Origin of the sequence: Sphingomonas koreensis (assembly GCF_002797435.1) — a bacterium.
GTDB classification, from domain to species: domain Bacteria; phylum Pseudomonadota; class Alphaproteobacteria; order Sphingomonadales; family Sphingomonadaceae; genus Sphingomonas; species Sphingomonas koreensis.
Genome location: NZ_PGEN01000001.1, coordinates 1104213 through 1129691, shown reverse-complemented (window position 1 = coordinate 1129691; position 25479 = coordinate 1104213). Strand labels below are relative to the sequence as shown.

The 25479-nt window shown below is 66.6% G+C and carries 23 protein-coding genes; 10 read left to right on the top strand and 13 right to left on the bottom strand.

Features of this window, described 5'->3' with window-relative positions:
• Positions 1–418: 418 nt before the first annotated feature.
• Both BDW16_RS05425 and BDW16_RS05420 read right to left on the bottom strand, forming a co-directional pair.
• The gene (locus tag BDW16_RS05425; protein ID WP_066578629.1) at positions 419–844 is read right to left on the bottom strand and encodes a flagellar basal body protein; all 426 of its coding nucleotides are present in this window, start codon (positions 842–844) and stop codon (positions 419–421) included.
• 69 nt (positions 845–913) lie between these two features.
• Positions 914–3559, bottom strand: coding sequence for an NHL repeat-containing protein (locus BDW16_RS05420; protein WP_100362837.1), 2646 nt, complete (start codon positions 3557–3559; stop codon positions 914–916).
• 104 nt (positions 3560–3663) lie between these two features.
• On the opposite strand from BDW16_RS05420, the gene BDW16_RS05415 reads away from it, so the two are divergent.
• The 8 genes from BDW16_RS05415 to BDW16_RS05380 all read left to right on the top strand — a co-directional run bounded on the left by BDW16_RS05415 (position 3664) and on the right by BDW16_RS05380 (position 12157).
• Positions 3664–4701 (top strand): flagellar motor switch protein FliG, encoded by a 1038-nt coding sequence (locus tag BDW16_RS05415; RefSeq protein WP_066578625.1) that lies wholly within the window; start codon positions 3664–3666, stop codon positions 4699–4701.
• Between the two features lie 4 nt (positions 4702–4705).
• The gene (locus tag BDW16_RS05410) at positions 4706–5386 is read left to right on the top strand and encodes a FliH/SctL family protein (protein WP_066578624.1); all 681 of its coding nucleotides are present in this window, start codon (positions 4706–4708) and stop codon (positions 5384–5386) included.
• A 165-nt stretch (positions 5387–5551) separates the two neighbouring features.
• On the top strand, positions 5552–7108 hold the full coding sequence (gene fliF / locus BDW16_RS05405; protein WP_083954315.1) for a flagellar basal-body MS-ring/collar protein FliF: 1557 nt from the start codon (positions 5552–5554) through the stop codon (positions 7106–7108).
• 11 nt (positions 7109–7119) lie between these two features.
• Entirely contained in the window at positions 7120–7482 is a 363-nt protein-coding gene (gene fliN / locus BDW16_RS05400; protein WP_075151405.1) for a flagellar motor switch protein FliN, read from the top strand.
• A complete protein-coding gene (locus tag BDW16_RS21775) occupies positions 7482–7925 on the top strand; it encodes a helix-turn-helix domain-containing protein (RefSeq protein ID WP_066578621.1) in 444 nt (147 codons plus the stop codon). The genes fliN and BDW16_RS21775 overlap by 1 nt, the downstream gene beginning before the upstream one ends.
• An 18-nt stretch (positions 7926–7943) precedes the next feature.
• The gene (gene flhA / locus BDW16_RS05390; protein WP_066578619.1) at positions 7944–10037 is read left to right on the top strand and encodes a flagellar biosynthesis protein FlhA; all 2094 of its coding nucleotides are present in this window, start codon (positions 7944–7946) and stop codon (positions 10035–10037) included.
• A gap of 77 nt (positions 10038–10114) precedes the next feature.
• Entirely contained in the window at positions 10115–11485 is a 1371-nt protein-coding gene (locus tag BDW16_RS05385; RefSeq protein WP_083954309.1) for a flagellar hook-length control protein FliK, read from the top strand.
• A gap of 12 nt (positions 11486–11497) precedes the next feature.
• On the top strand, positions 11498–12157 hold the full coding sequence (locus BDW16_RS05380) for a flagellar hook assembly protein FlgD (protein ID WP_066578611.1): 660 nt from the start codon (positions 11498–11500) through the stop codon (positions 12155–12157).
• Between the two features lie 39 nt (positions 12158–12196).
• Here BDW16_RS05380 and BDW16_RS05375 read toward each other — a convergent pair whose 3' ends face one another.
• Entirely contained in the window at positions 12197–12496 is a 300-nt protein-coding gene (locus BDW16_RS05375) for a hypothetical protein (RefSeq protein WP_066578608.1), read from the bottom strand.
• Between the two features lie 307 nt (positions 12497–12803).
• On the opposite strand from BDW16_RS05375, the gene BDW16_RS05370 reads away from it, so the two are divergent.
• Complete coding sequence (locus tag BDW16_RS05370) at positions 12804–14237, top strand: globin-coupled sensor protein (protein WP_066578606.1); 1434 nt, start codon at positions 12804–12806, stop codon at positions 14235–14237.
• A gap of 51 nt (positions 14238–14288) precedes the next feature.
• On the top strand, positions 14289–16031 hold the full coding sequence (locus tag BDW16_RS05365) for a hypothetical protein (RefSeq protein WP_100362712.1): 1743 nt from the start codon (positions 14289–14291) through the stop codon (positions 16029–16031).
• Between the two features lie 598 nt (positions 16032–16629).
• On the opposite strand, the gene BDW16_RS05355 is transcribed toward BDW16_RS05365, so the two are convergent.
• The 10 genes from BDW16_RS05355 to BDW16_RS05310 all read right to left on the bottom strand — a co-directional run bounded on the left by BDW16_RS05355 (position 16630) and on the right by BDW16_RS05310 (position 25471).
• Positions 16630–17718: a protein-glutamate methylesterase/protein-glutamine glutaminase gene (locus BDW16_RS05355; RefSeq protein WP_066578600.1), complete on the bottom strand. Its 1089-nt coding sequence runs from the start codon at positions 17716–17718 to the stop codon at positions 16630–16632.
• The gene (locus BDW16_RS05350; RefSeq protein WP_066578598.1) at positions 17718–18575 is read right to left on the bottom strand and encodes a CheR family methyltransferase; all 858 of its coding nucleotides are present in this window, start codon (positions 18573–18575) and stop codon (positions 17718–17720) included. The genes BDW16_RS05355 and BDW16_RS05350 overlap by 1 nt, the downstream gene beginning before the upstream one ends.
• Positions 18576–18653: 78 nt before the next feature.
• On the bottom strand, positions 18654–19130 hold the full coding sequence (locus BDW16_RS05345) for a chemotaxis protein CheW (RefSeq protein WP_066578595.1): 477 nt from the start codon (positions 19128–19130) through the stop codon (positions 18654–18656).
• Positions 19127–20926 (bottom strand): methyl-accepting chemotaxis protein, encoded by a 1800-nt coding sequence (locus BDW16_RS05340; protein WP_066578592.1) that lies wholly within the window; start codon positions 20924–20926, stop codon positions 19127–19129. Before BDW16_RS05340 ends, BDW16_RS05345 begins: the two co-directional genes overlap by 4 nt.
• A gap of 36 nt (positions 20927–20962) precedes the next feature.
• Complete coding sequence (locus BDW16_RS05335) at positions 20963–21484, bottom strand: chemotaxis protein CheW (RefSeq protein ID WP_066578590.1); 522 nt, start codon at positions 21482–21484, stop codon at positions 20963–20965.
• Between the two features lie 3 nt (positions 21485–21487).
• Complete coding sequence (locus BDW16_RS05330; protein WP_066578582.1) at positions 21488–23467, bottom strand: chemotaxis protein CheA; 1980 nt, start codon at positions 23465–23467, stop codon at positions 21488–21490.
• Positions 23464–23832, bottom strand: coding sequence for a response regulator (locus tag BDW16_RS05325; protein ID WP_066578581.1), 369 nt, complete (start codon positions 23830–23832; stop codon positions 23464–23466). Before BDW16_RS05325 ends, BDW16_RS05330 begins: the two co-directional genes overlap by 4 nt.
• Positions 23829–24155 carry an STAS domain-containing protein gene (locus tag BDW16_RS05320; RefSeq protein WP_066578578.1) on the bottom strand — a complete coding sequence of 109 codons (327 nt, stop codon included), beginning with the start codon at positions 24153–24155 and terminating at the stop codon, positions 23829–23831. Before BDW16_RS05320 ends, BDW16_RS05325 begins: the two co-directional genes overlap by 4 nt.
• Positions 24156–24366: 211 nt before the next feature.
• Entirely contained in the window at positions 24367–25005 is a 639-nt protein-coding gene (locus tag BDW16_RS05315) for an SCO family protein (protein ID WP_066578576.1), read from the bottom strand.
• Positions 24995–25471, bottom strand: coding sequence for a copper chaperone PCu(A)C (locus tag BDW16_RS05310; protein ID WP_198585769.1), 477 nt, complete (start codon positions 25469–25471; stop codon positions 24995–24997). Before BDW16_RS05310 ends, BDW16_RS05315 begins: the two co-directional genes overlap by 11 nt.
• Positions 25472–25479 lie beyond the last annotated feature (8 nt).

Sequence of the window (25479 nt, the reverse complement as noted above, 5' to 3'; positions counted from 1 at the left end):
TCTTAGCAATAGACTCAGAAATTGTCATCCACTCCTTTGGCGGCACGATCTTCGTGGTTCATGACAAGGTTGGGGATTTGAATTCGGGATCGCCTCGATATGTTTATCATGGCTTTTCGATAAAGGATGTCGAGGCGTTCTGTACTCATTCTGGCTAATCCGGCGAAACGCGCCTATAAGTCGGTTGTTCCCGGAAATTCGACGGCATTTTCGTTATTTTCCACCGTTTGCTGCTATTTCCGGTGCCGCGAAGGGGGCGTCGCCGCCTATCCTTGAATGCGGCGTCACCCCCACCGCCTTCCTCCTATCAAGCGTGCATGTCCGGAGGCTGAACGGGCAGCAGATACGCATGGACGGACCCGCAGCCGCTTGGTCGGCTGCGGGTCCGTCAGCGTCGCGTGCAGATGGTCGGAAAGGGTCAGCCTCGCCCGATCGCGGTTTTCAACAGGCTGACCTGTTTGCGATAGAGGTTGGTCATGGCAGCGAAGTCCGACTGGACCTTGCCCATCTTGAGCAACTGGTCTTCCAGCGTGACGTTGTTGCCGTCGGGTTTTGTCTCGCTGATGTCGCCGTCGAGCATCACCCCGCCGCCACCTTGGGGCGGACGGGCCCCGAGAGCGGACATGCCTGCCGACAATTGCACCTGGGGACGGCGGATGTTCGACTTCCCGCTGCCGCCGCCATAGACCTCGACCAGCGACGAGAAGTCGGGCGCCGCGACGGTGCGGGCCTTGAAACCGGGCGTTTCGCCGTTGGCGATATTCTCTGCGATCACCCGCTGGCGATGCGACAGGTTCTTCATCGACTGGCCGATGCCGGCGAGCAGGGAGGGCGTGGAGGTCATGGTTTTGGATATTCCTTGGGCGAGATGGGGCGGCGCGGCATGGACAGCGCGATCGGCCGGCAGGGCGGGTTATCCGCCCATCCGGCTCAACGCGGCCTGATATTGGGCGAGCCGGGCCTGCTGATAGGCCGAGCCGCCGCCGGTGACCGTCCCGTTGACCTGGGCTTCCTTGGCCGAATCCCAGTAGAGCGATCGATAGGCGCTCTGCGTCATCGATGCTGAGGCCTTGATTCTGGCGAGGGCGGCGCTGGCGGACTTCGCATCGGTCAGCGTCAGCGTGTCGCTGAGGTTCAGGTTGTAGATGCCACCGGGCGTGACCTTCGGCGCGTCCTTGGGCTTGGGTGCGGCCGCGACCAGGCGGATGGGCGCCATGCCGAGCTTGGCGAGCGCGTCGCTGCCCTTGGGCCCGGCGATCAGCTCGATATCGTGACCGGTCTTGGCATCGATCCGCAGCACCTGATCGTCATTGACCTTCGCCGAGATCGCCGTGCCTTTTGTACCGGCGATGCGCTGGATCTTCTTTGCCAGCGTTGCGATCGTCTCGTCCTTGCCGATGGTGATGGTGCGCACTGCGCCACCATCGACCCGCATGCTGAACTTGTCCCCTTCCTTCAACGTGGTCTGGGAGGAGAGGGTGGCCGAAACGCTCTGGTTGAGCGTTCCCCGGCCGAGGCCGAGCGCGCCGAGCGCGGTCGCGCCCCCGGCTGCCGCGGCAATCTTCACCGGTTCGACGCTATGCGTGGTCAGCCCCCATTGCTGCACGTCCTGGACCGCGCCGGTGGCGGTATCGATCCGGGCGACGAAGCCATCCACCTTGCCGCTCCGCGTGCCTTCCAGCGCACCATTGGTCCGGCCGCCGACATAGAGCGCACCGTTCATATAGGTGGCGCTGTCGGCCTGCTCGTCGCTGGCCGTACCGACATAGCTGGTGCTGGCGGAGGAGAGGTCGGAGGCGATGCGGGTGACGAAGGCATCGCGTCCGCCGCTCATCCCATTGGCCTGTGCGCCACTGACAGCGACGTTTGCCGCGCCTACGACCGCGATCTCCCCGCTGTCCGATACCGCGATGGCACGGGCATCGACTGCGCCAAGGGCGACCGAGCCGAGATCGGTCGACAGCGCCTGCGCATCGATCCGCATCAGCGTGGCGTTCGCGCCTTGCTTGGTCAGGGCCAGCAGCTCGCCTGAACCGTCAATGGCGAGTGCGGTGATCGCGTCGGGACCGCCGCTGTCGAGCGTCCGCCTTTCCTGGATCTTTCCGGTCGCGTTCAGCTTCACGATGACCGCGTCGCCGCCCCCGGTGGAGGCCCGGCCGGCGACATAGAGGCTGCCATCGTCGCCCACCGCCACGGCGGCTGCGCTTTCGTTGCCGACCTGCCGGATCGACGTGGCAAAGCTCTGCGTGCCGCTGGCGGTGAACCGTGCGATCAGCATGTCGGTCTGGCTGTCGTCGCCGCCGTTGAACGCACCGCTCACCGTGCCCGCGACGACGATGTCGCCATTGGCCGCGATGGTCACCGCAGCGCCTTCGCCCGTACCTGCCGCGCCCAGGCTGCGTTGCCACATCACCTTGCCCTCGCTGTCGACCTTAGTGAGGAAGAGGTCGTTGGCGCCGTCGGACAGCGAACTGCCGAGATCGCCTGCGGTGGTGCCGACGACATAGCTGAAGCCCTGTGCGTCGCTCGCGATGGCGCGGGCCGTGGTGCCGGCATAGACGACGGGCTTTTCGGCCACCTTGCCGTCCTTGGCATTGGCGGCGGCCGCCGCCTGTGCCTGCGCCGTCGCCTTGCTGTTGATCGCGTTGATTGTGCTCAGCCGCTGCGCCTCCAGCGCATTGGCGGGGTCGTCGACGCGGAAGACCTGCGCGGAAACCGGTCCGTTCGTCGCGGTCCTTCCACTCACCACCATCAGCGCATCGGCGGAATTGACCTGATCGATCGACACCTTCTCGATGCCGGCCGCGGTGAAGCTAAGCCCCCAGGTGTCGCCGGTCTTCTCGACTGCGAAGCGCGACTGCCAGCCCGCCGATCCCATCGCGCCATTAAGCGCGGCAGCAACCGAATCCAGCGTCGGCGGCTGGGGCGTTGCCGACAGATCGACCGTAATCGTCTGCGTCGTCGTCCCGCGGCCAAGGGTGAGTTTGAAAACCTCATTGCCGCTCAACCCCGCGACCGCCGCGGCGCGCGTCTTGTTGACGCCTTCGCCAAAGGTCTTGCCGAGAGTGTTGGCTACGTCGATCCCCACGCTCTGGCTGCGCCGCGTGCTCATGCCGAAGTTCAGCGTGAGCTGATCGGTTTCCGCCTGGCCGAGATAGGCCTGGAGCTCGCTCAACCCTTTGGCGAACACCTTCTGCAGCGCGGCGCGCTCGGTATCGGACGTCGTCTTCTTGGCTGCGCTCTCTGCAAGGATGCGCAGGGTATCGAGCGCCTTGTAGGTCGTGAACGCCGCCTGGACGTCGGGAAGGTCGCCGAGCGAGGGGCTGCCCTTGGTATCGATGATCGTGGACAGGCGCTTGATCGCTGCGATCTGCGTGCTGACGGGCGCCTTGCTGGGCTCGGCCTGCCAGGGCGGTGTGGTCGCGGGCGTAGTGAAGGCCTTTTTGGCCTTGATCACCGCGGGCGTGAGCGACGCGCTCGCGTAGTAGGACGAAAACACGCCGCCCGATCCGCCCAGCAGGGAAAGGCCGGTCAGGCCGCGGAATATATTTGTCGTCAAGCGAACCTCCATCGCCGGAAGCTGCCGGCACTCTCCTATAAGATAGAGGAATGCAGCCCCGATCCGGTCCGCCGGCGGGGCAATATTTTGGGGAATATGCGCAGATGACGATGATGACGGCGCCGATCGGCGAGCCGCCCGAACTCAAGAAATATTCGGGGCTCCAACGCGCCGCGGCGCTGATGCTGGCGCTGGGACGCGAGCATGGCGGGCCGATCTGGGAACAGCTTTCGGTCGAAGAGGTGAAGGAACTGTCGTCGGCGATCGCGCAGCTCGGCCGTGTGCCCTCGGTCGTGGTGGAGCATCTGCTGGTGCAATTCTCCGGCGAGGTATCGAGCATGGCGTCGCTTCACGGGTCCTTCGAGACCGCGGAGCGGCTGCTGGACGGGATCCTGCCTGCGGATCGGGTAAAGGAGATCATGGAGGATATCCGCGGCCCGTCCGGCCGGACGATGTGGGACAAGCTGTCCAATGTCAGCGAGGCGGTGCTGGCCGGCTATCTCAAGAACGAATATCCCCAGACCGTCGCTGTCATCCTGCACAAGTTGCGCTCCGACCATGCCGCGCGCGTGCTGGCGGAGCTGCCGCGCGACTTGGCGACCGACGTCGTCATGCGGATGCTGAAGATGGACACGGTGCAGAAGGATGTGATCCAGCAGGTCGAGCATACGCTGAAGAGCGAGTTCATGACGAACCTGTCGCGCGCGCAGCGCCGCGATCCGCACGAGACGATGGCGGAGCTGTTCAACGCGCTCGACCGCTCGACCGAGGAAGCGATGCTGAGCGCCCTCGACGATCGCGCGCCGGAATCGGCCGAACGCATCCGTGCGCTGATGTTCACCTTCGAGGATCTGGCGAACCTGCTGCCGGCCGCGATCCAGATCATCGTGCGCAACAGCAACAAACGCGAACTGGCGCTGGCGTTGAAGGGCGCGCCGGAGGAGATGAAACAGATCTTCTATCGCGCGATGACCGAGCGTGCCGCGAAGCTGATGCGCGACGACATGGCCGCGATGGGGCCGGTGCGCGCGCGCGAGTGCGAAGAAGCACAAGCTGCGCTGGTCCGTCTTGCCAAGTCGCTTGGAGATCGTGGAGAAATCATGCTCGTCGATCCCAAGAGCGACGATGCGATGATCTACTGACGCCATGATGGAGGCGGCAATTTCGATTAAGCCCTTTGGCTTCGACCGTGTGTTCCGCTTCGGCTCGGCGCCGGAGGAGGAGCCGCTTCCGGTTGCGGCGGGCGAGCTGCATGCGCAGATCGCGGCGCTTCAGGAACGCATCGAGGAGATGCGCCGGAATGAGGAGGCCGCGCTGCTCAAGGCGCGGGCCGACGGCATCGCGCAGGGACTGGCGCAGGCACGCGGCGAGCGGGCGGAAGCGATGCTGTCCGCGACCGACGCGCTCCACGCCGCGCTCGACGATCTGAGCGGGCGCTGGTCGGAGGAAAGCGATCGCATCGCGCAGGAAGCTGCCGAGGTGGCACTGTCCGCGGCGGAAATGATCGCAGGGCACGCGATCCGGCAGGAGCCTGCGCGCGCGATCGACGAGGCGCTGGGCCGGGCGCTGCGTCAGGTCACACGCGGAACGGCCCTGCTGATCCGCGTCCATCCCGACAGTCTGGAGGATGTCGAGCGACTGGTCGCCGAGCGCCGCGCCGAGGAACGGCGGGCGCTCGATATCAGCATCGTCGCCGACGAGGCGATCGCGCCGCACGACGCGCATGTCGGCTGGGCCGAAGGCGGTCTGATCATCGACGCTGCCGCGCGCCGCGCCGCGGTGCTGCGCGAGCTCGGTAACCTGATCGAGCGCGGCGGGAACGCGTAAACTTTTCCTGCATCCGGCAAGAGTTGCCTAGTCGCTCCTCCTATAATGAATGGGGGACGGCCAGGGGGGTCGCCCACTCTCTCAAGCAGAGAAGAAGAGGCTGCCTTGAACCTGAACGCCTTTCGGAATTTCATCGAGCAGATCGGCGCGCGTCGCGCCCTGCTGATGGCGGGCGTCGCCGCCGCCCTGTTGGTCGGCATCGGCTATCTCGCCCTGCGAAGCCCGGCGAGCGAGATGGGCTTTCTGTATACGGACCTCGAGCCCGCCGCCGCGCAGGCGATCAGCGAAAAGCTGAGGGGGCAGGGCGTCCCGTTCCAGCTTTCGGCCGACGGTACGTCGGTGATGGCGCCGGTGGACAAGCTGCCCGAGCTGCGCATGGCGATGGCTGGCGAGCAGCTGGGCGGCAAGATCGGCTATGAGGTGCTCGACGCCGAACAGCCCTTCGGCATGTCGGCATCGCGGGCCAAGCTCAACGAAACCCGTGCGGTCGAGGGCGAACTCGCCCGCTCGATCGAGAGCCTGGAGCGCGTCAGCAAGGCGCGCGTCCACCTTGTCATGCCCGAACGTGCCATGTTCGAGACCGAACGGCGCAAGGCAACGGCATCGGTGACGGTCAAGACGACCGGCCGCCTTCCCGGGGAGTCTGTGCAGGCGATCCGCCACCTGGTCGCCGCCGCCGTGCCCGAGCTGTCGCCCGAGAGCGTCTCGGTCGTCGATCAGTCGGGTGCACTGCTGGCGCGGGCCGGGGAAAGCGGCAGCGCCGGGTCGTCCGAGATCGACGAGCGCCAGAGCGCGGTCGAGACCAAGCTGCGCTCGGAGATCGAGGGCATGCTGGCGCCGATCGTCGGCACCGGCAAGGTCCGCGCCGAGGTCGCCGCCGTGCTTGAACGCGATCAGGTGCGCGAGGAAGCCGAGACCTTCGATCCCGACACCCAGGTCGTCGCGCGTCAGGTCACGGTCGAATCCAATGACCAGAATGATGAGAACGCCGCAGGCGCAGAGGGCGTGACGGTGGGCGCGCAGCTCCCCGACAATCAGGCCGCGATCAACGGCACGGGCGGCGAAACCCGCCGATCGGCTCGCAACGAGACGTCGGAGGACGTCACCTATCAGAACAGCCGGACCCAGAAGGTCAGCGTCCGATCGCCCGGCAAGGTCTCGCGCCTTACCGTCGCGGTGATGGTCGATGGCGGACCCAAGGGGCTTCCGCAGGCCGAGATCCAGCGGCTCCAGCGCCTCGTCGAAAATGCGGTCGGCTTCGACGCCGAACGGGGCGACAGCGTGGTGGTCGAGAATATGAGCTTTGCCGCGCCGGGCGAGCTGGAAGGCGCGGAGGGCGGCCTGCCCTTCGGCCTGACCGTCGCCAACCTGCTCGACCTCGCCAAATATGCGCTGATCGGCGGCGTGGTGCTGTTCGCCATCCGGATGCTGCGCCCCAAGGCGGGCCCAGCCGCGGCGGAAGCCGAGCCGGCCGAGCACCTGCTGACCCCGCGCAACGATGAGATGGCGGCGCTGGCCCAGCGCGCGGCCGATGGCGACGAGGACGCGATGCGCGAGCTGGAAGAACGCCGCGCCGGCGATGTGCCGCTGCTCGATGAAGAGATCGCGCTCGCCCAGATCGACGGACGGATCAAGGTCTCCGCGCTCAAGCGCATCGGCGAAGCCATCGCCGCAGGACCCGCGGAATCGGCGTCGGTGATCCGCCAGTGGATGAATGCATGAAAGGGGAAGCAATGAGTGAAGATACCGAACCCCGGCAGCTGACGCCGGCCCATCTGACCGACGGTGCCGACGGCGATGTGGAGATGAATGCCGACCCCAATTGGTCACCCCGTCCTAGCGCCCCGCCGGTGCCGGACGACCTTCATGCCGTGTTCGACGTGCCGGTGAAGGTGCAGGCGATCCTTGGCCGCGCGCGGATGGATATCGGCGAGCTGTTGCGGTTGAAGCCCGGAATGGTGGTCGAGCTCGACCGCCGGGTCGGCGAGCCGGTCGACATCTTCGTCAACAACCGCCTGATCGCCCGCGGCGAGGTCGTCCTGATCGACAGCGCGCTGGGCATCACCCTTACCGAAATCGTGCGACAGGAGCGATAATGCCCGCACTGGAACAGGATCCGACCCGCCTGATGCTGGTCGGCGATCTCAACAAGGCGATGGGCCTGGCGGTCGAGATGGTGCGCGGGTCCGCCGCGAGCATCGCGATCGGCACGGCGGATCACCAGGCGCTGGAGAACTGGCGCCGCACCGTCAGCGAGCTGGTCGTGGTGGACGTCGCCATCAACCTGCCCGACGTGATCGCCCGGCTGCGCGGCGAACGCGGGCCGGATCAGCCGATGACGGCCGCGGTCGAGGATCTGGTCGGCCGCACCGTCGACGAGGTCGAGCGGGCGCTGATCCTTCAGACGCTCGATCGCTGCCACGGCAACCGCACCATGGCGGCCGCGATGCTCGGCATCTCGGTGCGGACGATCCGCAACAAGCTGCGCACCTTCGTGGCTCAGGACTTCGCCCGCCCGCCCGGCGCGCTGCCCCACTAACCGCAACGGAACCCGTCCATGAACGTGCAACTCCCCGCGAAGGTCAGCGAAACGCTCGCGCGTCTCGGCCCTGGCCGCGACCTGGCGCTGGCGCTGGGCGTGACCGGCATCATCGCGATGCTGATCCTGCCCATGCCTGGCTGGCTGCTCGATCTGGGGCTGGCGCTGTCGATCACCGCGTCGGTGCTGATCCTGATGACCGCGCTGTTCATCGACAAACCGCTCCAGCTGTCGAGCTTTCCGACGATCCTGCTGATCGTCACCATGTTGCGGCTGGGCCTCAACCTCGCCTCGACGCGGCTGATCCTGGGGCATGGGCATGAAGGCCATCACGCCGCGGGCGGGGTGATCGCGGCGTTCGGCGAGTTCCTGATGGGCGGCGAGACGGTGATCGGCCTCACCATCTTCGCGATCCTGATCGTCATCAACTTCGTCGTTATCACCAAGGGCGCGGGCCGCATCGCCGAAGTCGGCGCGCGGTTCAGCCTCGACGCGATGCCCGGCAAGCAGATGGCGATCGACGCGGATCTCAACGCCGGCACGATCACCGAAGCGCAGGCGAAGGAGCGTCGCGCCGAGGTGGAGGCGGAGAGCGGCTTCTACGGCGCGATGGACGGTGCGTCGAAGTTCGTGAAGGGCGATGCGATCGCGACGCTTCTGATCACCGCGATCAACATCGTCGTCGGCCTGATCATCGGCGTCGCCATCCATGGCGTGCCCTTCGGCGAGGCGTTCGAAACCTATACGATCCTGACCGTGGGCGAGGGGCTGGTCAGCCAGATCCCGGCGCTGGTCGTCTCGATCGCCGCGGGCCTGCTGGTGTCCAAGGGCGGCATCGCGGGCAAGACCGGCGCGGCGCTCGGCGAGCAGCTGGGCCGCTATCCCAAGGCGTTCGGCGTCGTTGCGGCGCTGATGCTCGCGCTGGCGCTGATGCCCGGTCTGCCCTTTGCCCCCTTCGCGCTGTTCGGCGGCATCTGCGGCTGGCTGGCGTGGAGCATGAGCAAGAAGGCGGAGGCCGCCGCGGTTGAGCAACGCCTCGCGCAGATCGTGGCGCAGCAGGAGACCGAGCAGGTCGAGGAACCGATTTCCCATACCCTGGCCATTGATGCGCTGCGGATCGAGCTGGGCTACGGCCTGCTGCCGATGATCAACGACGCCAGCGCCGAACCGCGGCTGGACGATCAGGTGCGCGCGCTGCGGCGCCAGATGGCGATCGATTTCGGTTTCGTCCTGCCGTCGGTGCGCATCCTCGACAACATGGCGCTCCAGCCCAACGAATATGTCGTCTACGTCAAGGAGACCGAAATCGCGCGCGGCGAGCTGCGCATCGGCAAGCTGCTCGTCATCAACGCGGGCGGCGAGGAGACGGGCATCCGCGGGGAACCGACCAAGGAGCCGGTGTTCCAGCTCCCGGCTTTGTGGATCGACCGCGACATGCGCGAGGAAGCAGGGTTCCGCGGCCTCACCGTGGTCGATTGCGGCACGGTCGTCACCACGCACCTGACCGAGATCGTGAAGGACAATATCGCCGACCTGCTCTCCTATGCCGAGACGCAGAAGCTGCTCAACGAGGTCCATCGGGACGCGGAAAAGCTGATCGCCGACCTGATCCCGGCCAAGATCTCCATCTCCGGCGTCCAGCGCGTGCTGCAGAACCTGCTGGCGGAGGGCGTCTCGATCCGCGACATTCCGACCATTCTCGAGGGGATCGCCGAGGCGACGGCGATGACGGGCAGCCTGACGCAGGTGACCGAACATGTCCGCGCCCGCCTGTCGCGCCAGATCTCCGCACAGCAGACCTTCGAAGGGACGATCCCGGTGGTGACCCTGGGCAGCCAGTGGGACGAAGCCTTTGCCGAGAGCATCGTGGGGCAGGGGGAGGAGCGTCACCTCGCCATGGCGCCGTCGAACCTCCAGGCGTTCATCGGTGCGGTGCGCGAGACCTATGACCGGTTCGCCAGCCAAGGCGAGATCCCCTGTCTGCTGACAAGCCCGCCGCTGCGCCCCTTCGTCCGCTCGATCATCGAGCGGGTCCGCCCGGCCACGGTCGTGCTGTCGCAGAACGAGGTCCACCCCCGTGCGCGCCTGCGCAGCCTGGGAATGATCGGCTGACGCGACCGCGGGACCGCCAACTCCTCTATAAATAGCATGACGGGTGCGTTCGCCGCCCGCCCAACGATCGAGAGCCCATGACAGCATCAGCGATCCTCTCTGCACCGGCGCCATTGACGGGCGCCGCCAATCCGCCGCCCGCGGAAGCCGGAACCGTCCTGCCCGCGGCAGCCGCCGCCTTCGGCGCGCTGGTCGATGCCACGACCGCCCCGTCCGCGCAGCCGAGCGCTGCTACGGCGCGGATCGACCCGTCGGTTACGCCCGCGACGGCGCCCGGCGCGATCGCGCCTGCCGGTATCGAGCCGGTTGGGATGCCCGTTACGAACGAGCTGCTGCCGGCGCCGATGCCGGAAGTGGCCGGCGGCCAGCCACCGCTTCCGCCGGCGAGCGGGGCCGAAGGCCAGCCCGCCGCACCGGTTCCGGGCAAGCCGTCCGTGCATGCGGATGAATCTGTTCCTGATGTGGAAGCGAAACCTGTCGAACCGGGGCAGCCCGTGATCGTGCAGCCTCAGCCGCCCGCTCAGCATCAGCCCGCTGTCATCGCCGGCACGCCGACGGAACCGGTTCCGCCGATCAAGGAAGAGACCGCAGATCCGGCTGCAAGCGAAGGCGAGGGGGGCGAGGTCGCCGCGCAGCCAGCTACAACCGCGCTGCAAACCCCGGTCCCGTCGACCGGTGCGGCGCAGCCAGCTGCGCAGGCGGCTCCGGCGGCTTCCGCAAAAGTCGAGGCGGATGCGTCCGAAGCGGTTCCGGAGGTCAGGCGGCCGAAAGCGGTCGAACAGGCGCATGCCGCGGCGAACACGCCGATGTCCGGCGGCAAGGAAATGCCGGCAGCCGATGCGGCCCGCCCCGTGGCGCAGAGTGCGGCCGTTGCCACTACGGACGTGCCTGCAACCGCCGACCAGCCCGATACAGGGCTGCCGTCGCCGCTGCTGACCCAGACGATGGCGCCGGTAACCGGCCGCCCCGCCGCCATGCCCTATCCGGCGGTCGCGCCGGCATCTCCGCAGGCGCCCGTCGTTGCGGCTCAGCCCGGCCGCATGGGCGCCGATATCGGGGTCGAAATCGCCAAGGCCGCCAATGGGGATCGCGAAGATCTGCTGATCCGGCTCGATCCGCGCGACATGGGGCGCATCAATGTCCGCCTGTCCTTCGACAGCGACGGCGTGCTGCGCGCGGTGATGTCCGCCGACAGCCCTGCCGCGCTCGACATGCTGCGGCGGGAAAGCGGCGATCTCAACCGGGCGCTGGCCGATGCGGGCATCCGCTCGGACGCCCAGTCGCTGCGCTTCGATGCGCGATCGAGCGATCAGGGGCAGGGCGGCAATCAGAGCGGACAGCGCGGGCAGCAGGGCTCGCAGGGTTCCACGGGCGACGGCTCAGCCGACCTCGCCGACGTGCAGTACCGGCCGCTGCGATCCAGCGGTCAGGTCGACCTCATGGCATAAGGACGAGGCAGGATGACGACGATCAACGCAAATGCCGGCGCGAACGGCACGAACAATTCCGGATCGCCGCTGGCGGGGCTGTCCAAGGACTATACGATGTTCCTGAAGCTGCTGACGACCCAGATGCAGCATCAGGATCCGCTCGATCCGATGGACACCTCCGAATACACGCAGCAGCTGGTGCAATATTCGCAGGTCGAGCAGTCGATCCAGCAGACCGGCGCGCTGAAGGATATCCTGTCGCAGCTCGGCGCCCAGCAGATGTCGCAGGCATCGAGCTTCATCGGGCGCGAGGCGCGCTTCGATTCCGCCGTCGCCGGCCTCGGCACCGATCCGGCGAAATGGACCTATCATGTGAACGGGACGCCCACCGCGATCACCGCGACGATCACCGATGCATCGGGCAAGGTCGTGAACACGGTGACGCTCGATCCGAAGGCGCAGGGCCGGTTCGAATGGGACGGCAAGAAGAGCGACGGCACGCGCGCGCCGGACGGCGCCTATACGCTGGCGGTCAAGGCAACCACGGCGAACGGCGATAAGCTGGAGACCACGATCAATTCGGTGGCCAAGGTCACCGATGTCGTCGCCAGCGGGGGTGAGATCATGCTGGGCGTCAACGGCATCCGCATGCCGCTCTACGGGCTGGTCGCGGTTTCGGCCGGCACGTGATCGACCCGGGCCGGTCCGGATGCCGGATCGGCCCGCGGTCTAGCCGTCGTCGTAGCGCACCGGCGCGACTTCGGTGCCGATCGACACGTTCGTCATGGTGCAGCCGGCGATCCTGGCGGGAAGCGCCAGCGCCATCAGGCAATCGGCGATCGACGGATCTTCCTCGGGGCCGATCAGTTCGGCGATGTCATCGATCGAAGCATCGATATGGCTTCCGCAATGCCTGGCTGCAGCCCGCCACAAGGTGGCCGGGCATTCGACCCGCAGTTTCAGTCTGAACTCGAACTCTAATACCGGCACATCTGCCGCGACGACGGTGGTTTCCAGCCCATCGAACATCTTTGCACACGCTCTCGATCTTGATTCCCGCCCCCCCAAGGGCGCGCGATTGACAGATAGTAGAGACCGTCCCCCGAACCCTCGGTCCACGTTGCGTCATGTTGTATGACCTTCCAACTAAGGGCTTCTCCTTATTTGCGTCGGCGAAACCTGGCCTTTCGGCCACCTTCGCCCGCGCGTCATGAAGCCGGGCGGATGCGGTGGAAGATAAACGGCGCCGCAAGACCGGAAATGCGGTTCCCATCCTATCATAACAACATGCGGTTTTCGGTGGGGGCCGGGTGTTCGACCGCAATGAGGACGAAAGATGAGTGTCACCGACATTGAAGCGCGGCTCCGGTTCTTCGAGCTGAACGAGAGGCAGCGCGACGCGCTTCGGGCGGCGCGCCCGATCGTCGAGCGCAGCATCGGCCCGGCCCTGGACCGCTTCTATGCGCGTGCGCGATCCACCCCTGAAACTGCGCGCTTCTTTCGCGACGATGCGCATGTCGCGTCGGCACATGCCGCGCAGACCCGTCACTGGATGCACCTGATCAACGGCAGGTTCGACGCCGACTATTATAGCAGCGTCAGGCGGATTGGCGCGGTTCACGCGCGGATCGGTCTGGAGCCGCGCTGGTATATCGGCGCGTACAGCCTGGTCCTGGAGGATATCGTCCGCGCCGTCGACCGCGCGTCGCCGCCGTGGCGGCGGCTGCCCGGCCTGCGTGCCGGGCGGGGCGAGATGATCGCGGCACTGACCAAGGCGGCGCTGCTCGACATGGAATTGTCCATCTCAACCTATTTCGACGAAGCGGCGGCCGAGCGGAACCGGGCGATCGCGACGCTGGACGACGCATTGGCGCGGCTGGCGGACGGCGATCTCGCGGAGGATATCGCTGGCCTGCCATCCGCCTTCGCCTCGCTCGAGCGGTCGTACAATGCGACGCTTGCCAATCTGCGTGCGACGATCGGGTCGGTGGTGAGCGCTTCCGGCGCGATCAAGGGCGGATCGCACGACATCGCCGCAGCGTCGGAAAGCCTGGCGCGCCGCATGGAGAGCAACGCCGCGGCGCTCGAGCAGACCGCCGCCGCGCTCGGCCAGGTCGAGGCACGCGTCAGGACGACCGCCTCGGGTGCGCGCGAAACGCTCACCATCGCGGACGAGGCGCGCGTGGCGATGGAGCAGGGCAAGACCGGCGCGAGCGACGCCGTGCAGACGATGCAGGTGGTGCATGAGAGCGCGCGCGGCATCGACACGGTGATCGAGGGGGTCGACAAGATCGCATTCCAGACGCGCGTGCTGGCGATGAACGCCGCTGTCGAGGCCGGACGGGCCGGTGAGGCGGGGCGCGGCTTTGCCGTGGTCGCCGATCTGGTTCGTGCGCTCGCCATGCGTGCCGAGGAGGAGGCCCGCAAGGCGCGCGAGGGCCTGTCCGCCACCCAGTCGGAGATCGAGCTTGCCGTCGGCGCCGTGAGCCGGGTCGACGATGCGCTGAACGGCGTGGCGACGAAGTTCGAGCGTGTTCACGCGCTCATCGCGCAGATGTCGGACGACAATTCGGCGCAATCGAGTGCGATTTCGGAGATCAACACGGTCGTGGGGACGATGGATCAGGCGACGCAGCAGAATGCGTCGATGATCGAACAGAACAGCGTGTCGGCCCGGTCGCTGCATGACGACGCCACCCGGCTGGCCACTCAGGCGGGCCGGTTCCAGGTCAGCCATGCTGTACCAGCAAGGGTGTCCGCGGGCCGCTGAGGCCGCGGGACGGGCGCGATCAACCGGCAAACAGCCAGACAGGAGATTTTGGTGCAGGTTTCGACGGCGGCACGCGCGATGCAGGGCGATCCATCGCCGCTTGCGATCATCGGGACGGAACTGGCGGGACTGGCGGCCAGCCTCGACGCGCGCTTCGTCAGCGCCGGGACGGCCCTGGCGCGCGCCTATGAGATCGTCGAGCGGCTGGTTTCCTCGCTCGAAGGCGTGAGCAACGCGATGAATCGCCAGGCGGCGCTGGCAGCGATCGAAACGATGCGCCTGACCGCCGATCGCCTGACCGGCCTGCCGATGGAGCAGGGGCGGCGCCAGCAGAGCCTCGATGCGATTCAGCTGTCCAGCGACGAGTTGTTCCAGCATCTCAAGCAGATCCGGCGGACCCTGTCCTTCCTTCATATCTGCGGTCTCAACATCAAGGTGGCGGCGGCCGGGGCGGATGGGTTTGCGAGCTTTGCCGATCACATGGTCGCCAAGCTGGAGCAGGCCGAGCGGCAGGTCGATGAATTCGAAACCGAGATCTCCCAGCTGGGGCAGAGCATCGGCGACATGGCGGCCGCCGACCGGCTGCTCGGTCGCGAGTGCGCGGCGGTCATCCCCCGCATACCCCAGAAGCTCGCCGCCGATGCGCTGACGCTGCAGGAACTGCAGGACAGCAGCGCCGCGCTGGCGGAGCGGATCGCGAATCTTGCGCGGGACATTCGCGGCAAGGTTGCGGTGGCGCTGGGGGCGCTGCAGATCGGCGACATCACGCGCCAGCGGCTCGAACACATCTCGGAGAGCATCGAACTGCTGGGCGTGCATGTCGCAGCGCCCGGCATCGAACCACAGACCTGCCGGCATCTGGTGGACCATGTCACCGCGCTGGCCGCTGCGCAGGCCGCCGACACCGTGGCGGATTTCCTGCGCGAATCCCGCACGCTTGCCGGAAGCCTGCAGGGCATTGCGCCGGATGCCGCACGGCTCGCGGAAATGCGGCAGGGCGGCGGGAGCGGCGGCGACATCCAGCAGGTGCTGCAGCGGCTGGAGCAGGATATCGGCGGGGTGGCGAACGTCACGCGGCAGCTCTGCGCGGCGGAGGCGGACAGCGCGAAGCTGGGTCGCGCCACCTCGCGCGCGGCCGACAGCCTGTTCGACCGGCTCAAGGCGGTGAACCGCATCCAGAAGGATGTCGAGCAGATGGCCTGGAACACCGCACTGCAATGCCGGGGGCTCGGTGCCGACGGGCGCGGGCTCGCGGTGATCTCGGAGGAGATCCAGTCCTTCTCCCGGCGGCTGGCCGGGATCTGGGAGATGGTGTCCCAGAGCTTCGACCGGATCGACAGTGCGGCGCGGATGATCGGCGATACGCAAACGGGCGAAGCACCGCCCGATACCAACGCGATGCTGCTCCAGTCGCTGGCGGCGATCCGGGACGGCGGCGTCCGCATGGCGGAGAGCCTGTCGGGCGTCGATCAGGATGCGATGCAGATCGGCGCGATGCTCCATGACACGAGCGGCGACATCGGTGGCGATGCCGATATCGGTCCGGCGCTGACTCAGGCGGTGGATGGGCTGGCGGATCTGGCACGGGCGGTCGAGATCGAGCCCGATGCGGAGATGGCCGAACCGGCGCAGCAGGCGCTGTCGGCGCTGATGGATCAGATCGCCGCGCGCTACACCATGGCGCGGGAACGGGAGATCCACCGGACCTTCCGGCCCGCGGGCGCGAATGACGATCTTCCCGCGCCGGCGGCCGCGGAGGATGACGACGACCTGTTCGACGACGGGCTGTTCTGAACGAGAAGGGTGCCGGATGGCCCCTGTCGACACGGACGCGGATCGGCGTTCAGTCGGTGCGGCGGTTATCGACCCCATTGCGGACATTGGGCAGGCCCGCCACAAATGTGATCTAGGCATTCGAGAAAAAGCGTCTAACGGCGCATAGGGTTCAGATATGAAGTTGCCCCGGTGGTACACGTATATGTGCGCAATCTGGGCGATTGCAGCTCCTTCGTTCTGGTGGCTTGCCACGGGGTTGGGCGGACTCCCGTTCTTTTCGCTGCCGGAACTTGCAGGCCCATCTAGCGGAGCGGGGTGGCAGATCGGGCTGGCCGTGCAGATTATGGTCTTCGCGCTGCTGCTGGCTCCAATTACGGCATTGCCTTTCGTGTTTTGGAACCGTGATCGGTATTGAGTGATATGGCCTCGGATATGGCAGCTTCCCACCCAATAGCCGTCCCGCTTGCAATGTTGGAATTGGTTTGCTTGCATCGATTGGCCGCTTGGCGGACGCTCTTTGATTCTGTCGATATCCTCGGCCCAATGCAGCGCCCGACAAAGGCGACGAAGTTGACAGAATGAATCGCGTTTCCCGTAACTTTGTCAACTTCCCGGCCTAGCGATCGGCCGCCTGGAGCAACGCGCGGGCGATGGTCTGGAGCGGCGCGACATGCTCGGCCGCCCCGCGCGCGATCGCTTCCTTGGGCATGCCGAACACGATCGAGCTGGCTTCGTCCTGTGCGATGGTTCGCGCACCCGCCTCGCGCATCTCGAGCAGGCCGCGCGCGCCGTCGTCGCCCATGCCGGTCATGATGATCCCGACGGCGTTGGAACCGGCGTTGCGCGCGGCCGAGCGGAACAGCACGTCGACCGAGGGGCGGTGTCGCGACACGAGCGGCCCGTCGCGTACGGAGACATGATAGCGTGCGCCCTGCCGCTCCAGCATGGTGTGCTTGCCGCCCGGCGCGATCAGGACATGGCCGCGCAGCACCGGATCGCCGTTGCTTGCTTCCTTGACCGCCACTTCGCACAGGCCGTCGAGACGGCGCGCGAAGGCCTTGGTGAAATGCTCGGGCATATGCTGGACGATGACGATGCCCGGCGCGTTGGCAGGCAGTGCCTCCAGCACCTCGCGCAGCGCCTCCGTCCCGCCGGTCGATGCGCCCATGCACACGACCATCTCGGTGGTGCGGCTCATGGCGCGCCCGCTGGGCGGCGGGAGAACGGCGTCCGCGGTCAGCTTCTTTTCCGGCTCTCGGCCGGTGGCGGGGCGGGGCGGGCGCTTTCCGCCGACGCGCGCGCCGGCCGCGGCCTTCACTGTCTCGCGAATCTGGAAATGCTGCTCGATCAGGTGATCGGCGACGCCGATACGGGGCTTGAGGATGATATCGACGGCGCCGGCCTCCAGCGCCTGGAGCAAAGTCTCCGATCCCTCCTCGGTCAGTGACGAGCACATGACGACCGGGACCGGGCATTGCGACATCAGTTTGCGCAGGAAGGTGATGCCGTCCATCCGCGGCATTTCGACATCCAGCGTGATGACGTCGGGGACTTCGTCCTGGATGTAGCGTGCGGCGCTGAACGGATCGGATGCGGCGGCGATCACCTCGATCTGCGGATCTTCTTGCAGGATCGCGGTCATCGTCTGGCGTACGCTGGCGCTGTCGTCGATGACCAGCACGCGGATGCGCTTGTTGCCGGTCATCAGTTGCTCCGCTGGAAGACGGTATTGGCGACCTGCGTCAGCGGCAGATCGAACCCCGTGATCGATTCCGAATGGCCGAGAAAGAGATAGCCGTTGGGCGTCAGCTTCTCCGCAAGCCGCGCGACGACGGCGCGCTGGGTCGGCTTGTCGAAATAGATGAGGACGTTGCGGCAGAAGATCAGATGCATCGGGCTGCCGATCGGATAGCGATCGTCCATCAGGTTGAGCCGGGCGAAGCCGATCGCGCTCCGCAGTTCTGGCGCGATCCGCACATCGCGCCGCTTCGGATCGACCGGGCGCAGCACGTAGCGGCGGGCCAACGGGTCCGGCACAGGGTCGAGCTGGTCGGCCGGGTAGATGCCGCGGCGGGCGGTTTCCAGCACCTCGGTGTCGAGGTCGGTGGCGAGGATGCCGTAGGACAGGCCATCGCTGCGCGCGGCGAAATCGTCGAGCATCATCGCCATCGTATAGGCTTCGGGACCGGTCGAGCAGGCCGAGCTCCAGGCCCGGATCGTGCGGACTCCGGCGTCGCGAAGCGCGGGCAGGGCCGTGTGCTCGAGAAAGTCGAAATGGGCGGGCTCGCGAAAGAAATCGGTCTTGTTCGTGGTCACCGCGTTGATGAGGTGCAGCGCCTCGTCCGCCAGATGTCCCTCGTCGAACAGCCAGCTGCAGTAGCTTTCGAGATCCTCGGCTCCGGTGGCGCGTACCCGGCGGCGCAGGCGCCCTTCCAGCATGGTCAGCTTGCCCGCGGGCATCTTGATTCCGGCATAGTCATGGATGAACCCGGCCAGCCGCGCGAAATCGCGCTTGCTCAGATGATCGCTCGAAACGGTCTTGCTGGCGGCGGCAACGGGCATGGAAGCTCCATGAAGGGCGTATGGTGACTGGAAAAGCGGGGCCCGGCGGCCGATGCGGCCGCCGGGCAGAAGGATGCTTCAGGCCGCAGCCGCGGCGAGCACCGGTGACGCTTCGTTGGCGAAGATCGCGTTCACATCGACCAGGACGACGAAGCCGTCCTGCCGCCGGACCACCCCGGCGATGTAGTCGGAGGGCCAGTCCGCACCGATATCGGGTGCACCCTCGATCTCACCGGACCGGAAGCTGCTGACCTCGATCACTCGATCGACCACCAGTCCCAGCAGCAGCGTCCGGTCGGCGAGCGGCACCTCGATCACCAGGATGCGGGTGGCGGAGGTGGCATCCGCGCGTGGCAGACCCAGCCGGAGCCGGAAGTCGATCGTGGTGACGCCCTGTCCGCGCAGGTCGGTAAGACCCAGCAGATAGTCGGGGCCGCCGGGGATGCGGAAGGTCTCGCGATAGTCGAGGATCTCCTTTACGAACGCCACCGGCACGGCGAAGACTTCCGCCCCCAGGCCGAAGGTGACGGCCTGGATTTCCTCGACCGCGCTCATGCCGCCTGCGCTCCGAACTCGGCGTCGTCCGCATCCGGACCGCCTTGGTTGAGGTCGAGCGCAAAGCCGGCGACACGCGCCTTCTGATCGGCGATCGAGTTGGGCCTGGCTTTGGCCTTGACCGCGGTGGCGCGCGGTGCAGCCGGGCGTGCGGCCGGTGCCGGCGCCTGGCGACGCGCCTTGCCCTGATCGTCGATGCGGAAATAGGCGATGCTGCTCTGCAGTTCCTCGGCCTGGGCGGCGAGCTCTTCCGAAGTGGTCGAGATCTGTTCCGACGCGCCCGCATTCTGCTGGGTGACCTTGTCGAGCTGCTGGATCGCCTCGTTGATCTGCGACGCGCCGACATCCTGCTCGCGGCAGGCCGCGCTGATTTCGGACACCAGTTCGGCGGTCCGGCGGATGTCGGGCACCAGCTTGGTCAGCATCTCGCCCGCTTCGCTCGCCGCCTTCACGGTATCGGCAGACACCGCGCCGATCTCGGCAGCCGCGGTCTGGCTGCGCTCGGCGAGCTTGCGGACTTCCGACGCGACGACGGCAAAGCCCTTGCCATGCTCGCCCGCACGGGCGGCCTCGACCGCGGCGTTGAGCGCGAGCAGATCGGTCTGGCGCGCAATTTCCTGCACGATGCCGATCTTCTCCGCGATGGTGCGCATCGCGCCCACGGCACGGTCCACGGCGACACCGCTGGCTTCGGCGTCCCTGGACGACTGGCGCGCGATCTTCTCGGTCTGCGCCGCATTGTCGGCATTCTGTTTGATGTTGGCGGCCATCTGCTCCATCGACGCCGAGGCTTCCTCGGCCGCCGCGGCCTGCTCGGTCGCACCCTGCGAGACCTGTTCGCTGTTGGCCGACAGTTCCTGGCTGCCTGCGGAGACATTCTCCGCAGCCGCGCCGGCGTCGCCGACGACGCCCCGCAGACGATCGATCATCCGCACCAGGGCATGGCCGAGTACATCCTTGTCGGACAGCGGCTTGTGCGTGACGGTCAGGTCGCCATCGGCAATCCTGTCGGCGAGGCCCGCGCTGACGCGCAGATTGGCGGTCATCGCGTTCACGGTATCAACCAGATCCTTGATCTCGTCATTGGTGGTGATCTTCACGTCCTGATCGAGATCGCCGATCGCGACCGCGCTGACGACGGTGCCGATATTCCGCAGACCGCGCGACACGATCATCGAGATCCAGAACGCGCCGGCGACGGCGACCAGCAGCGCGATCGCGGACACCGTGAAGAGCAGCATGCGCGAATCGCTGTAGAGCTTGTTAGTTTCGTCATCGACTTGCTTCATTGCGGCTTCGGAACCCGCGATCAGCTTGGCCGTGCTCTCCTCCATCAGAGTGTTGAGGCGGCTCGAGTCGGTGAACGAGATCTTACGGGCGGCCTCAACGTCGCCGGCCGAGGCCAGCGCACGGACCCGCTCGTTGATCGGGCGATAGGTGGTGAAATCCTGGCGCAGCTTGCTCCAGTTCGCCTTGGTTTGCTCGGGCGCGGTGCGCTCGGCCTCCGTGATCAGCTCATCGATCTGCTTCAGCGCAGTGGCGGTTTCCGCGTTGAACTCGGCCAGCTTCGCCGGATCGGTGTTCATCGTCATGTTCCGCTCCATACGAAGCAGAGTGCCGAGTTGGCTGGTAACGGTCAGCGCCATTTCCTGCCGCTTGACCGGGCCGGAGATGAGGTCGGTGATCGCGGTGTTCAGCGTCGACATCTTCGTGATTCCGATCACGCTGACGACAAGCAACATGACGGCGACGACAGTGAAGGTCGCCCCCAGCTTCATTTTTATGGTGGCACGCATCCTGATCAATCCTTGCAGGTGGGTCGGAGAAGACCGTCAGTGAACGAGGGTGAGATGCGGTTCGGCAGGCCGTGCCGGCGCATCGAGCGAACGGAAAATGGCGGGAAGATCCGGGATGAGGACGACGCCCTCGTCCCGGCGTACCAACTCGCGCAGATAGTCGCGCCGCCAGCGCATGCCGACGAGCGGCGGCTGTTCGCTGGCGCTGCGGTGCAGCGTGGTCACTTCATGCACCCTGTCGGTGCGAACGCCGAGCTGGATGCTCTCGCCGTTCAGATCGGTTTCGATGACGACGATCCGGCTGTCGACCGTGGCTTCGGCCGTAGCCATGCCGAAGGCGAGGCGCAGATCGGCGACGGGAATGATCCGGCCGCGGAAATTGACCACGCTGCCGACCAGCGGCAGAGCCCCGGGCACCGGGGTTTCGGGCAGGAGATCGATGATCTCCCGCACCAGAAAGGCTTCGAGCGCCAGCGTTTCGCCCTGAAGATCGAAAGTCAGCACTTCAAGCTGGCCCTGATCGTCCCAAGGCGTCGATGTGGTGATATGATCGGTCATGGTTCAGCCAGCGGCGCGAAGCCGCTCCTCCTGGTTGCGGCCGATGTCGACGAGCTGGGCCACATCGAGGATCAGCGCGATCCCGCCGTCCCCGAGGATTGTGGCGCCGGCAAAGGTCGTCACATTGTGGTGCAGCGCCGACATCGACTTGATCACCGTCTGGTGGCTGCCGATGATCTGATCGACGACCAGCCCGACCCGCTCGGTCCCGGTGGCGATGACGACGATCTTCTGGAACGCGTCGGGCCGGGTGCCGCAGGCGAACATCTCGCGCAGGCGCAGGAAGGGGACGAGACTGTCGCGCAGCGTGATGAAGCTGCGGCCGCGGGTCCGCAGATCCTCTTCTAGCGGTAGCTCGAGGCATTCCTCGACCGCGGCGAGCGGGATGACATAGCGGCCCGTGCCGACCCGGACGAGCAGCCCGTCGATGATCGCCAGCGTGAGCGGGATGCGCAAAGTGATGGTCGAGCCCTTGCCGGGCGTGCTGGCGACGTCGATCGCGCCGCGCAGGCTTTCGATGGTGCGTTTGACGACGTCCATGCCGACGCCGCGGCCCGAGAGGTTGGTGACCTGAGCGGCGGTCGAGAAGCCGGGATGGAAGATCATCTGGAGCAGGTCCTGGTCCGCCAGCAGCTGTCCGGGCTGGATCAGCCCCTGAGCTTCGGCCTTGGCCCGCACCCGATCGCGATCGATGCCGCGACCATCGTCCTGGATGGTGATCACAACCTCGCCGCCGGCCTGATGCGCCGAGAGGCGCACGGTGCCGGTCGAGTCCTTGCCCGCGGCGGCGCGCTGATCGGGCGTCTCGAGTCCATGGTCGCAGGCGTTGCGGATCAGGTGAACCATCGGGTCGGCGAGCCGTTCGATTACGGTCTTGTCGACTTCGGTAGCTTCGCCCTCGGTCAGCAGCTCGATCGATTTCCCGGTCTCGCGCGACAGGTCGTGGATAAGGCGGCGGAACCGGTTGAACAGCGATGCGACCGGGACCATGCGCAGCACCATCATCGTGTCGCGCAATTCACCTGCCAGCCGCTCGATCTCTTCCGAGACCGATCGCAGGACCATGTCATGGCCGCTGCCCTGGGCGAGCTGCGACAGGCGGCTCTGGGCGATGACCAGCTCGCCGACCCGGTCCATGAGTTCGTCGAGTCGCTCGGCCGGGACACGGACGCTTTCGTCCGCCTTGGCGGCTGCGGTGGCCCGGGCGGACGGCGATCCGGCCTCTGCGGTGGCCGCCGGAGGCGCTGGTGTCCCGGCGGGTGCTTCGTCCGTCTGGACGTCGAGCGGTTCGCAGGACAGCTCCATGTCGTCCATCACGAAAATGAAGACGTCCTCGATCGCGCTCATCGGCACGTCGCCGCGCAGTTCGACTTCCCAGCCGACATGGTTCTCGGCGGGCGCAAGATCGGCCAGCGGCGGAATCCGGTCGGTCAGCGCGCGCACGGCGCAGTCGCCGAGGTCGCGCAGTTCGTCGAGCAGCATCAGCGGGTTGGTGCCGTTCGCCATCGCATCGGCGGGCAGGCGGAACCGTAGTCGCCAGCCGCTCTTGCTGGTGGGGCCGTCGCCGGCGGCGGCCTGCTCGATCGGCGCGGCGATGGAATCGGGGACGCCGCCCGCTGCATCGATCGCTGCCTGGAGCCGCGAGAGGATCGCATCGCCCGTGGCCTGATCCTGATCGCCGTCGATCAGCAGGCGCATATGGTCGCGCGCAGAGAGGATGACGGCAACCAGTTCCTGCGTCGCGGGGGCGAGCCCCTTGCGCACGCGATCGAAGGCGGTTTCGCAATGATGGGTGAAGGTCGCCAACGCGTCGAAGCCGAACATCGCGCCCGAGCCCTTGAGCGTGTGCAGGCCGCGGAACACCTCATCGACGAGCTCGCGGTCGTCGAGCCGTCCGGTCAGGTCGAGCAGGCCGTGCTCGATCTGGTCGAGCAGGTCGCCTGCCTCGACGCGGAAGGCGGCGATGGGATCCTGGCCGCTCACCGGCCCAGAACCTTGCGCGCGACGCGGATCAACTGATCGGGGACAAAGGGCTTGACCAGCCAGCCGGTGGCGCCGGCGGCTTTTGCCTGTGCCTTCATCGCATCGTCGGACTCGGTCGTCAGGAAGATGATCGGCGTACCGCAATAGGCGGGCAGCTTGCGCATCTCGCGGATCATGGTCAGCCCGTCCATGTTGGGCATGTTGAGGTCGGTAACCACCAGGTCGAACTGGCTGCCTCCGGCCTTCTGCAGTCCCTCGACGCCGTCGCCGGCCTCGGTCACGGCATAGCCCGCGCCGGTCAGCGCGATGCGGATCGCCATGCGCAGGCTCGGCGAGTCATCGACGGTCAGGATCGATGCGGTCATTGCGGCAATTCTCCATGGAACCAGAAATCGATATCGGCGGGGTTGGTGGTGAAGCCGGCGCGCCGGAGCAGCGTTGCGATCGGGGCACCCGCGGTCGCCGGGCCGGCGAGCTTCAGCGAGCCGCCGACGCTGTCCATCTGGTAACGGGCGGCATAGACGACCTGGACGAAGCTGAGATCGGCTTCGGTCACGCCGCCGATGTCTAGCAGGATGCTGGAATGCGAACCGCAGGCGTCCCGCAGGTCCGACCGGAACGCCGCGACGGTCCGTACCGTGACGGAGGGCGGCGCGCTCACGCGAAAATCGGGTGCACCATCAATCATCGTCACGATCCCCCAGTCCGGTAGCGAAGCTTCACTCCGCCATTATAGGAGGGGGCGACGGCGCCCCGGTCGGGGGCGGGACTTTTCTCTCGGCACGGGCGGCGCGACCCCGGCCGCGCAAAGTCCTGGCTATATTGCGAGCCTGTCGCAATAAGATGCTTTGAGGCGCGATGAGACCGGCTACATGGGGTGGCGCCGGTCTCCTGGCGGTTCAGATCAGCCGTTTGAGTTTGTCGAGCGCAACCGTCTGGCTTTCCTTGTGGTCGATGGTCGCGACGAACTGGCCGTCCTTGTCCATCAGGAACACCGATGCGGTGTGGTCGACCGTATAGTCGCCGCCCTCGACCGGTACCTTGGCGTAATAGACTTTGAAGGCCTTCACGATGCGCGCGATCTGCGCGTCCGAGCCGGTCAGACCGATGATCGGCGTGTTGAACAGCGTCACATAGCTGCCGATGTCCTTCGGCTTGTCATACTGCGGATCGACCGAGACGAAGACGATGTTGAACTTGTCGCCGTCCGGCCCAAGCTGCTTGCGCAGCGCGGCCATCCGGCTGAGCGTGGTCGGGCAGACGTCGGGGCAGCGCGTGAAGCCGAAGAAGATCGCATAGGGCTTGCCGCGCAGCGTCTGGTCGGTGACGGTCTTGCCGTTCTGGTCGATCATGTCGAATGCGCCGCCAAAGGCTGAGGCATAGCCCTTCTCGGCGGCGGTGGGTGCAGTGCTACGCTGCTGGAACCACAGCACGCCGCTGACGACGGCGGCGATCGCGACAACCCCCCACAGCAACAGGCGGATGCGGCGGAGGGCTGAGGGTTTCGGCGTTTCGCTCTGCGGCGTCTCAATGGTCATGGCCGGCTCCCGTTCCGTAGGTGATCGCTTCGACCTTGAGCTGAACGGTCACCGTACCGGCCTTCTCGAAGCGCAAGGTCAGCGGCACCATCGTGCCGAGCTTGAGCGGCTTCTTGAGGCCGATCAGCATGATGTGATGGCTGCCCGGCTTGAGCTCGAGCTTGCCGCCGGCGGGGATGGAGAGGCCATTGGGTAGCGGACGCATCCGCATCACTCCGCCCGCCATCGACATGGTGTGGATCTCGACCCTGGCAGAGGCGGGCGAGCTGCCACCGATCAGGCGATCGGCCTGCTTCCCGGTGTTGCTGACCGTCATGAACCCGCCGCCATTGGCCTGTCCCGGGGCGGTCTGACGTGTCCAGGGATGAGCGATCGACAGGGTGCCGCGCTTGAAATCATGCGCGGCGATCGGGGTGGCGAGCATGAGCGCGAGCACCCCCGCCGCAATGGGCTTGAACATCTGCATCTTCTCTT

Bases quoted from the DNA above. Each gene is read 5' to 3' on its own strand.
- flhA (WP_066578619.1), top strand. From the start codon at position 7,944: ATGAACGTGCAACTCCCCGCGAAGGTCAGCGAAACGCTCGCGCGTCTC.
- BDW16_RS05410 (WP_066578624.1), top strand. From the start codon at position 4,706: ATGATGGAGGCGGCAATTTCGATTAAGCCCTTTGGCTTCGACCGTGTG.
- BDW16_RS05335 (WP_066578590.1), bottom strand. From the start codon at position 21,484: ATGACCGATCATATCACCACATCGACGCCTTGGGACGATCAGGGCCAG.
- BDW16_RS05350 (WP_066578598.1), bottom strand. From the start codon at position 18,575: ATGCCCGTTGCCGCCGCCAGCAAGACCGTTTCGAGCGATCATCTGAGC.
- fliN (WP_075151405.1), top strand. From the start codon at position 7,120: ATGAGTGAAGATACCGAACCCCGGCAGCTGACGCCGGCCCATCTGACC.
- BDW16_RS05380 (WP_066578611.1), top strand. From the start codon at position 11,498: ATGACGACGATCAACGCAAATGCCGGCGCGAACGGCACGAACAATTCC.
- BDW16_RS21775 (WP_066578621.1), top strand. From the start codon at position 7,482: ATGCCCGCACTGGAACAGGATCCGACCCGCCTGATGCTGGTCGGCGAT.
- BDW16_RS05415 (WP_066578625.1), top strand. From the start codon at position 3,664: ATGACGATGATGACGGCGCCGATCGGCGAGCCGCCCGAACTCAAGAAA.
- fliF (WP_083954315.1), top strand. From the start codon at position 5,552: ATGGCGGGCGTCGCCGCCGCCCTGTTGGTCGGCATCGGCTATCTCGCC.
- BDW16_RS05320 (WP_066578578.1), bottom strand. From the start codon at position 24,155: ATGATTGATGGTGCACCCGATTTTCGCGTGAGCGCGCCGCCCTCCGTC.
- BDW16_RS05310 (WP_198585769.1), bottom strand. From the start codon at position 25,471: ATGCAGATGTTCAAGCCCATTGCGGCGGGGGTGCTCGCGCTCATGCTC.
- BDW16_RS05375 (WP_066578608.1), bottom strand. From the start codon at position 12,496: ATGTTCGATGGGCTGGAAACCACCGTCGTCGCGGCAGATGTGCCGGTA.
- BDW16_RS05325 (WP_066578581.1), bottom strand. From the start codon at position 23,832: ATGACCGCATCGATCCTGACCGTCGATGACTCGCCGAGCCTGCGCATG.
- BDW16_RS05425 (WP_066578629.1), bottom strand. From the start codon at position 844: ATGACCTCCACGCCCTCCCTGCTCGCCGGCATCGGCCAGTCGATGAAG.
- BDW16_RS05340 (WP_066578592.1), bottom strand. From the start codon at position 20,926: ATGCGTGCCACCATAAAAATGAAGCTGGGGGCGACCTTCACTGTCGTC.
- BDW16_RS05315 (WP_066578576.1), bottom strand. From the start codon at position 25,005: ATGACCATTGAGACGCCGCAGAGCGAAACGCCGAAACCCTCAGCCCTC.
- BDW16_RS05345 (WP_066578595.1), bottom strand. From the start codon at position 19,130: ATGAGCGCGGTCGAGGAAATCCAGGCCGTCACCTTCGGCCTGGGGGCG.
- BDW16_RS05385 (WP_083954309.1), top strand. From the start codon at position 10,115: ATGACAGCATCAGCGATCCTCTCTGCACCGGCGCCATTGACGGGCGCC.
- BDW16_RS05370 (WP_066578606.1), top strand. From the start codon at position 12,804: ATGAGTGTCACCGACATTGAAGCGCGGCTCCGGTTCTTCGAGCTGAAC.
- BDW16_RS05355 (WP_066578600.1), bottom strand. From the start codon at position 17,718: ATGACCGGCAACAAGCGCATCCGCGTGCTGGTCATCGACGACAGCGCC.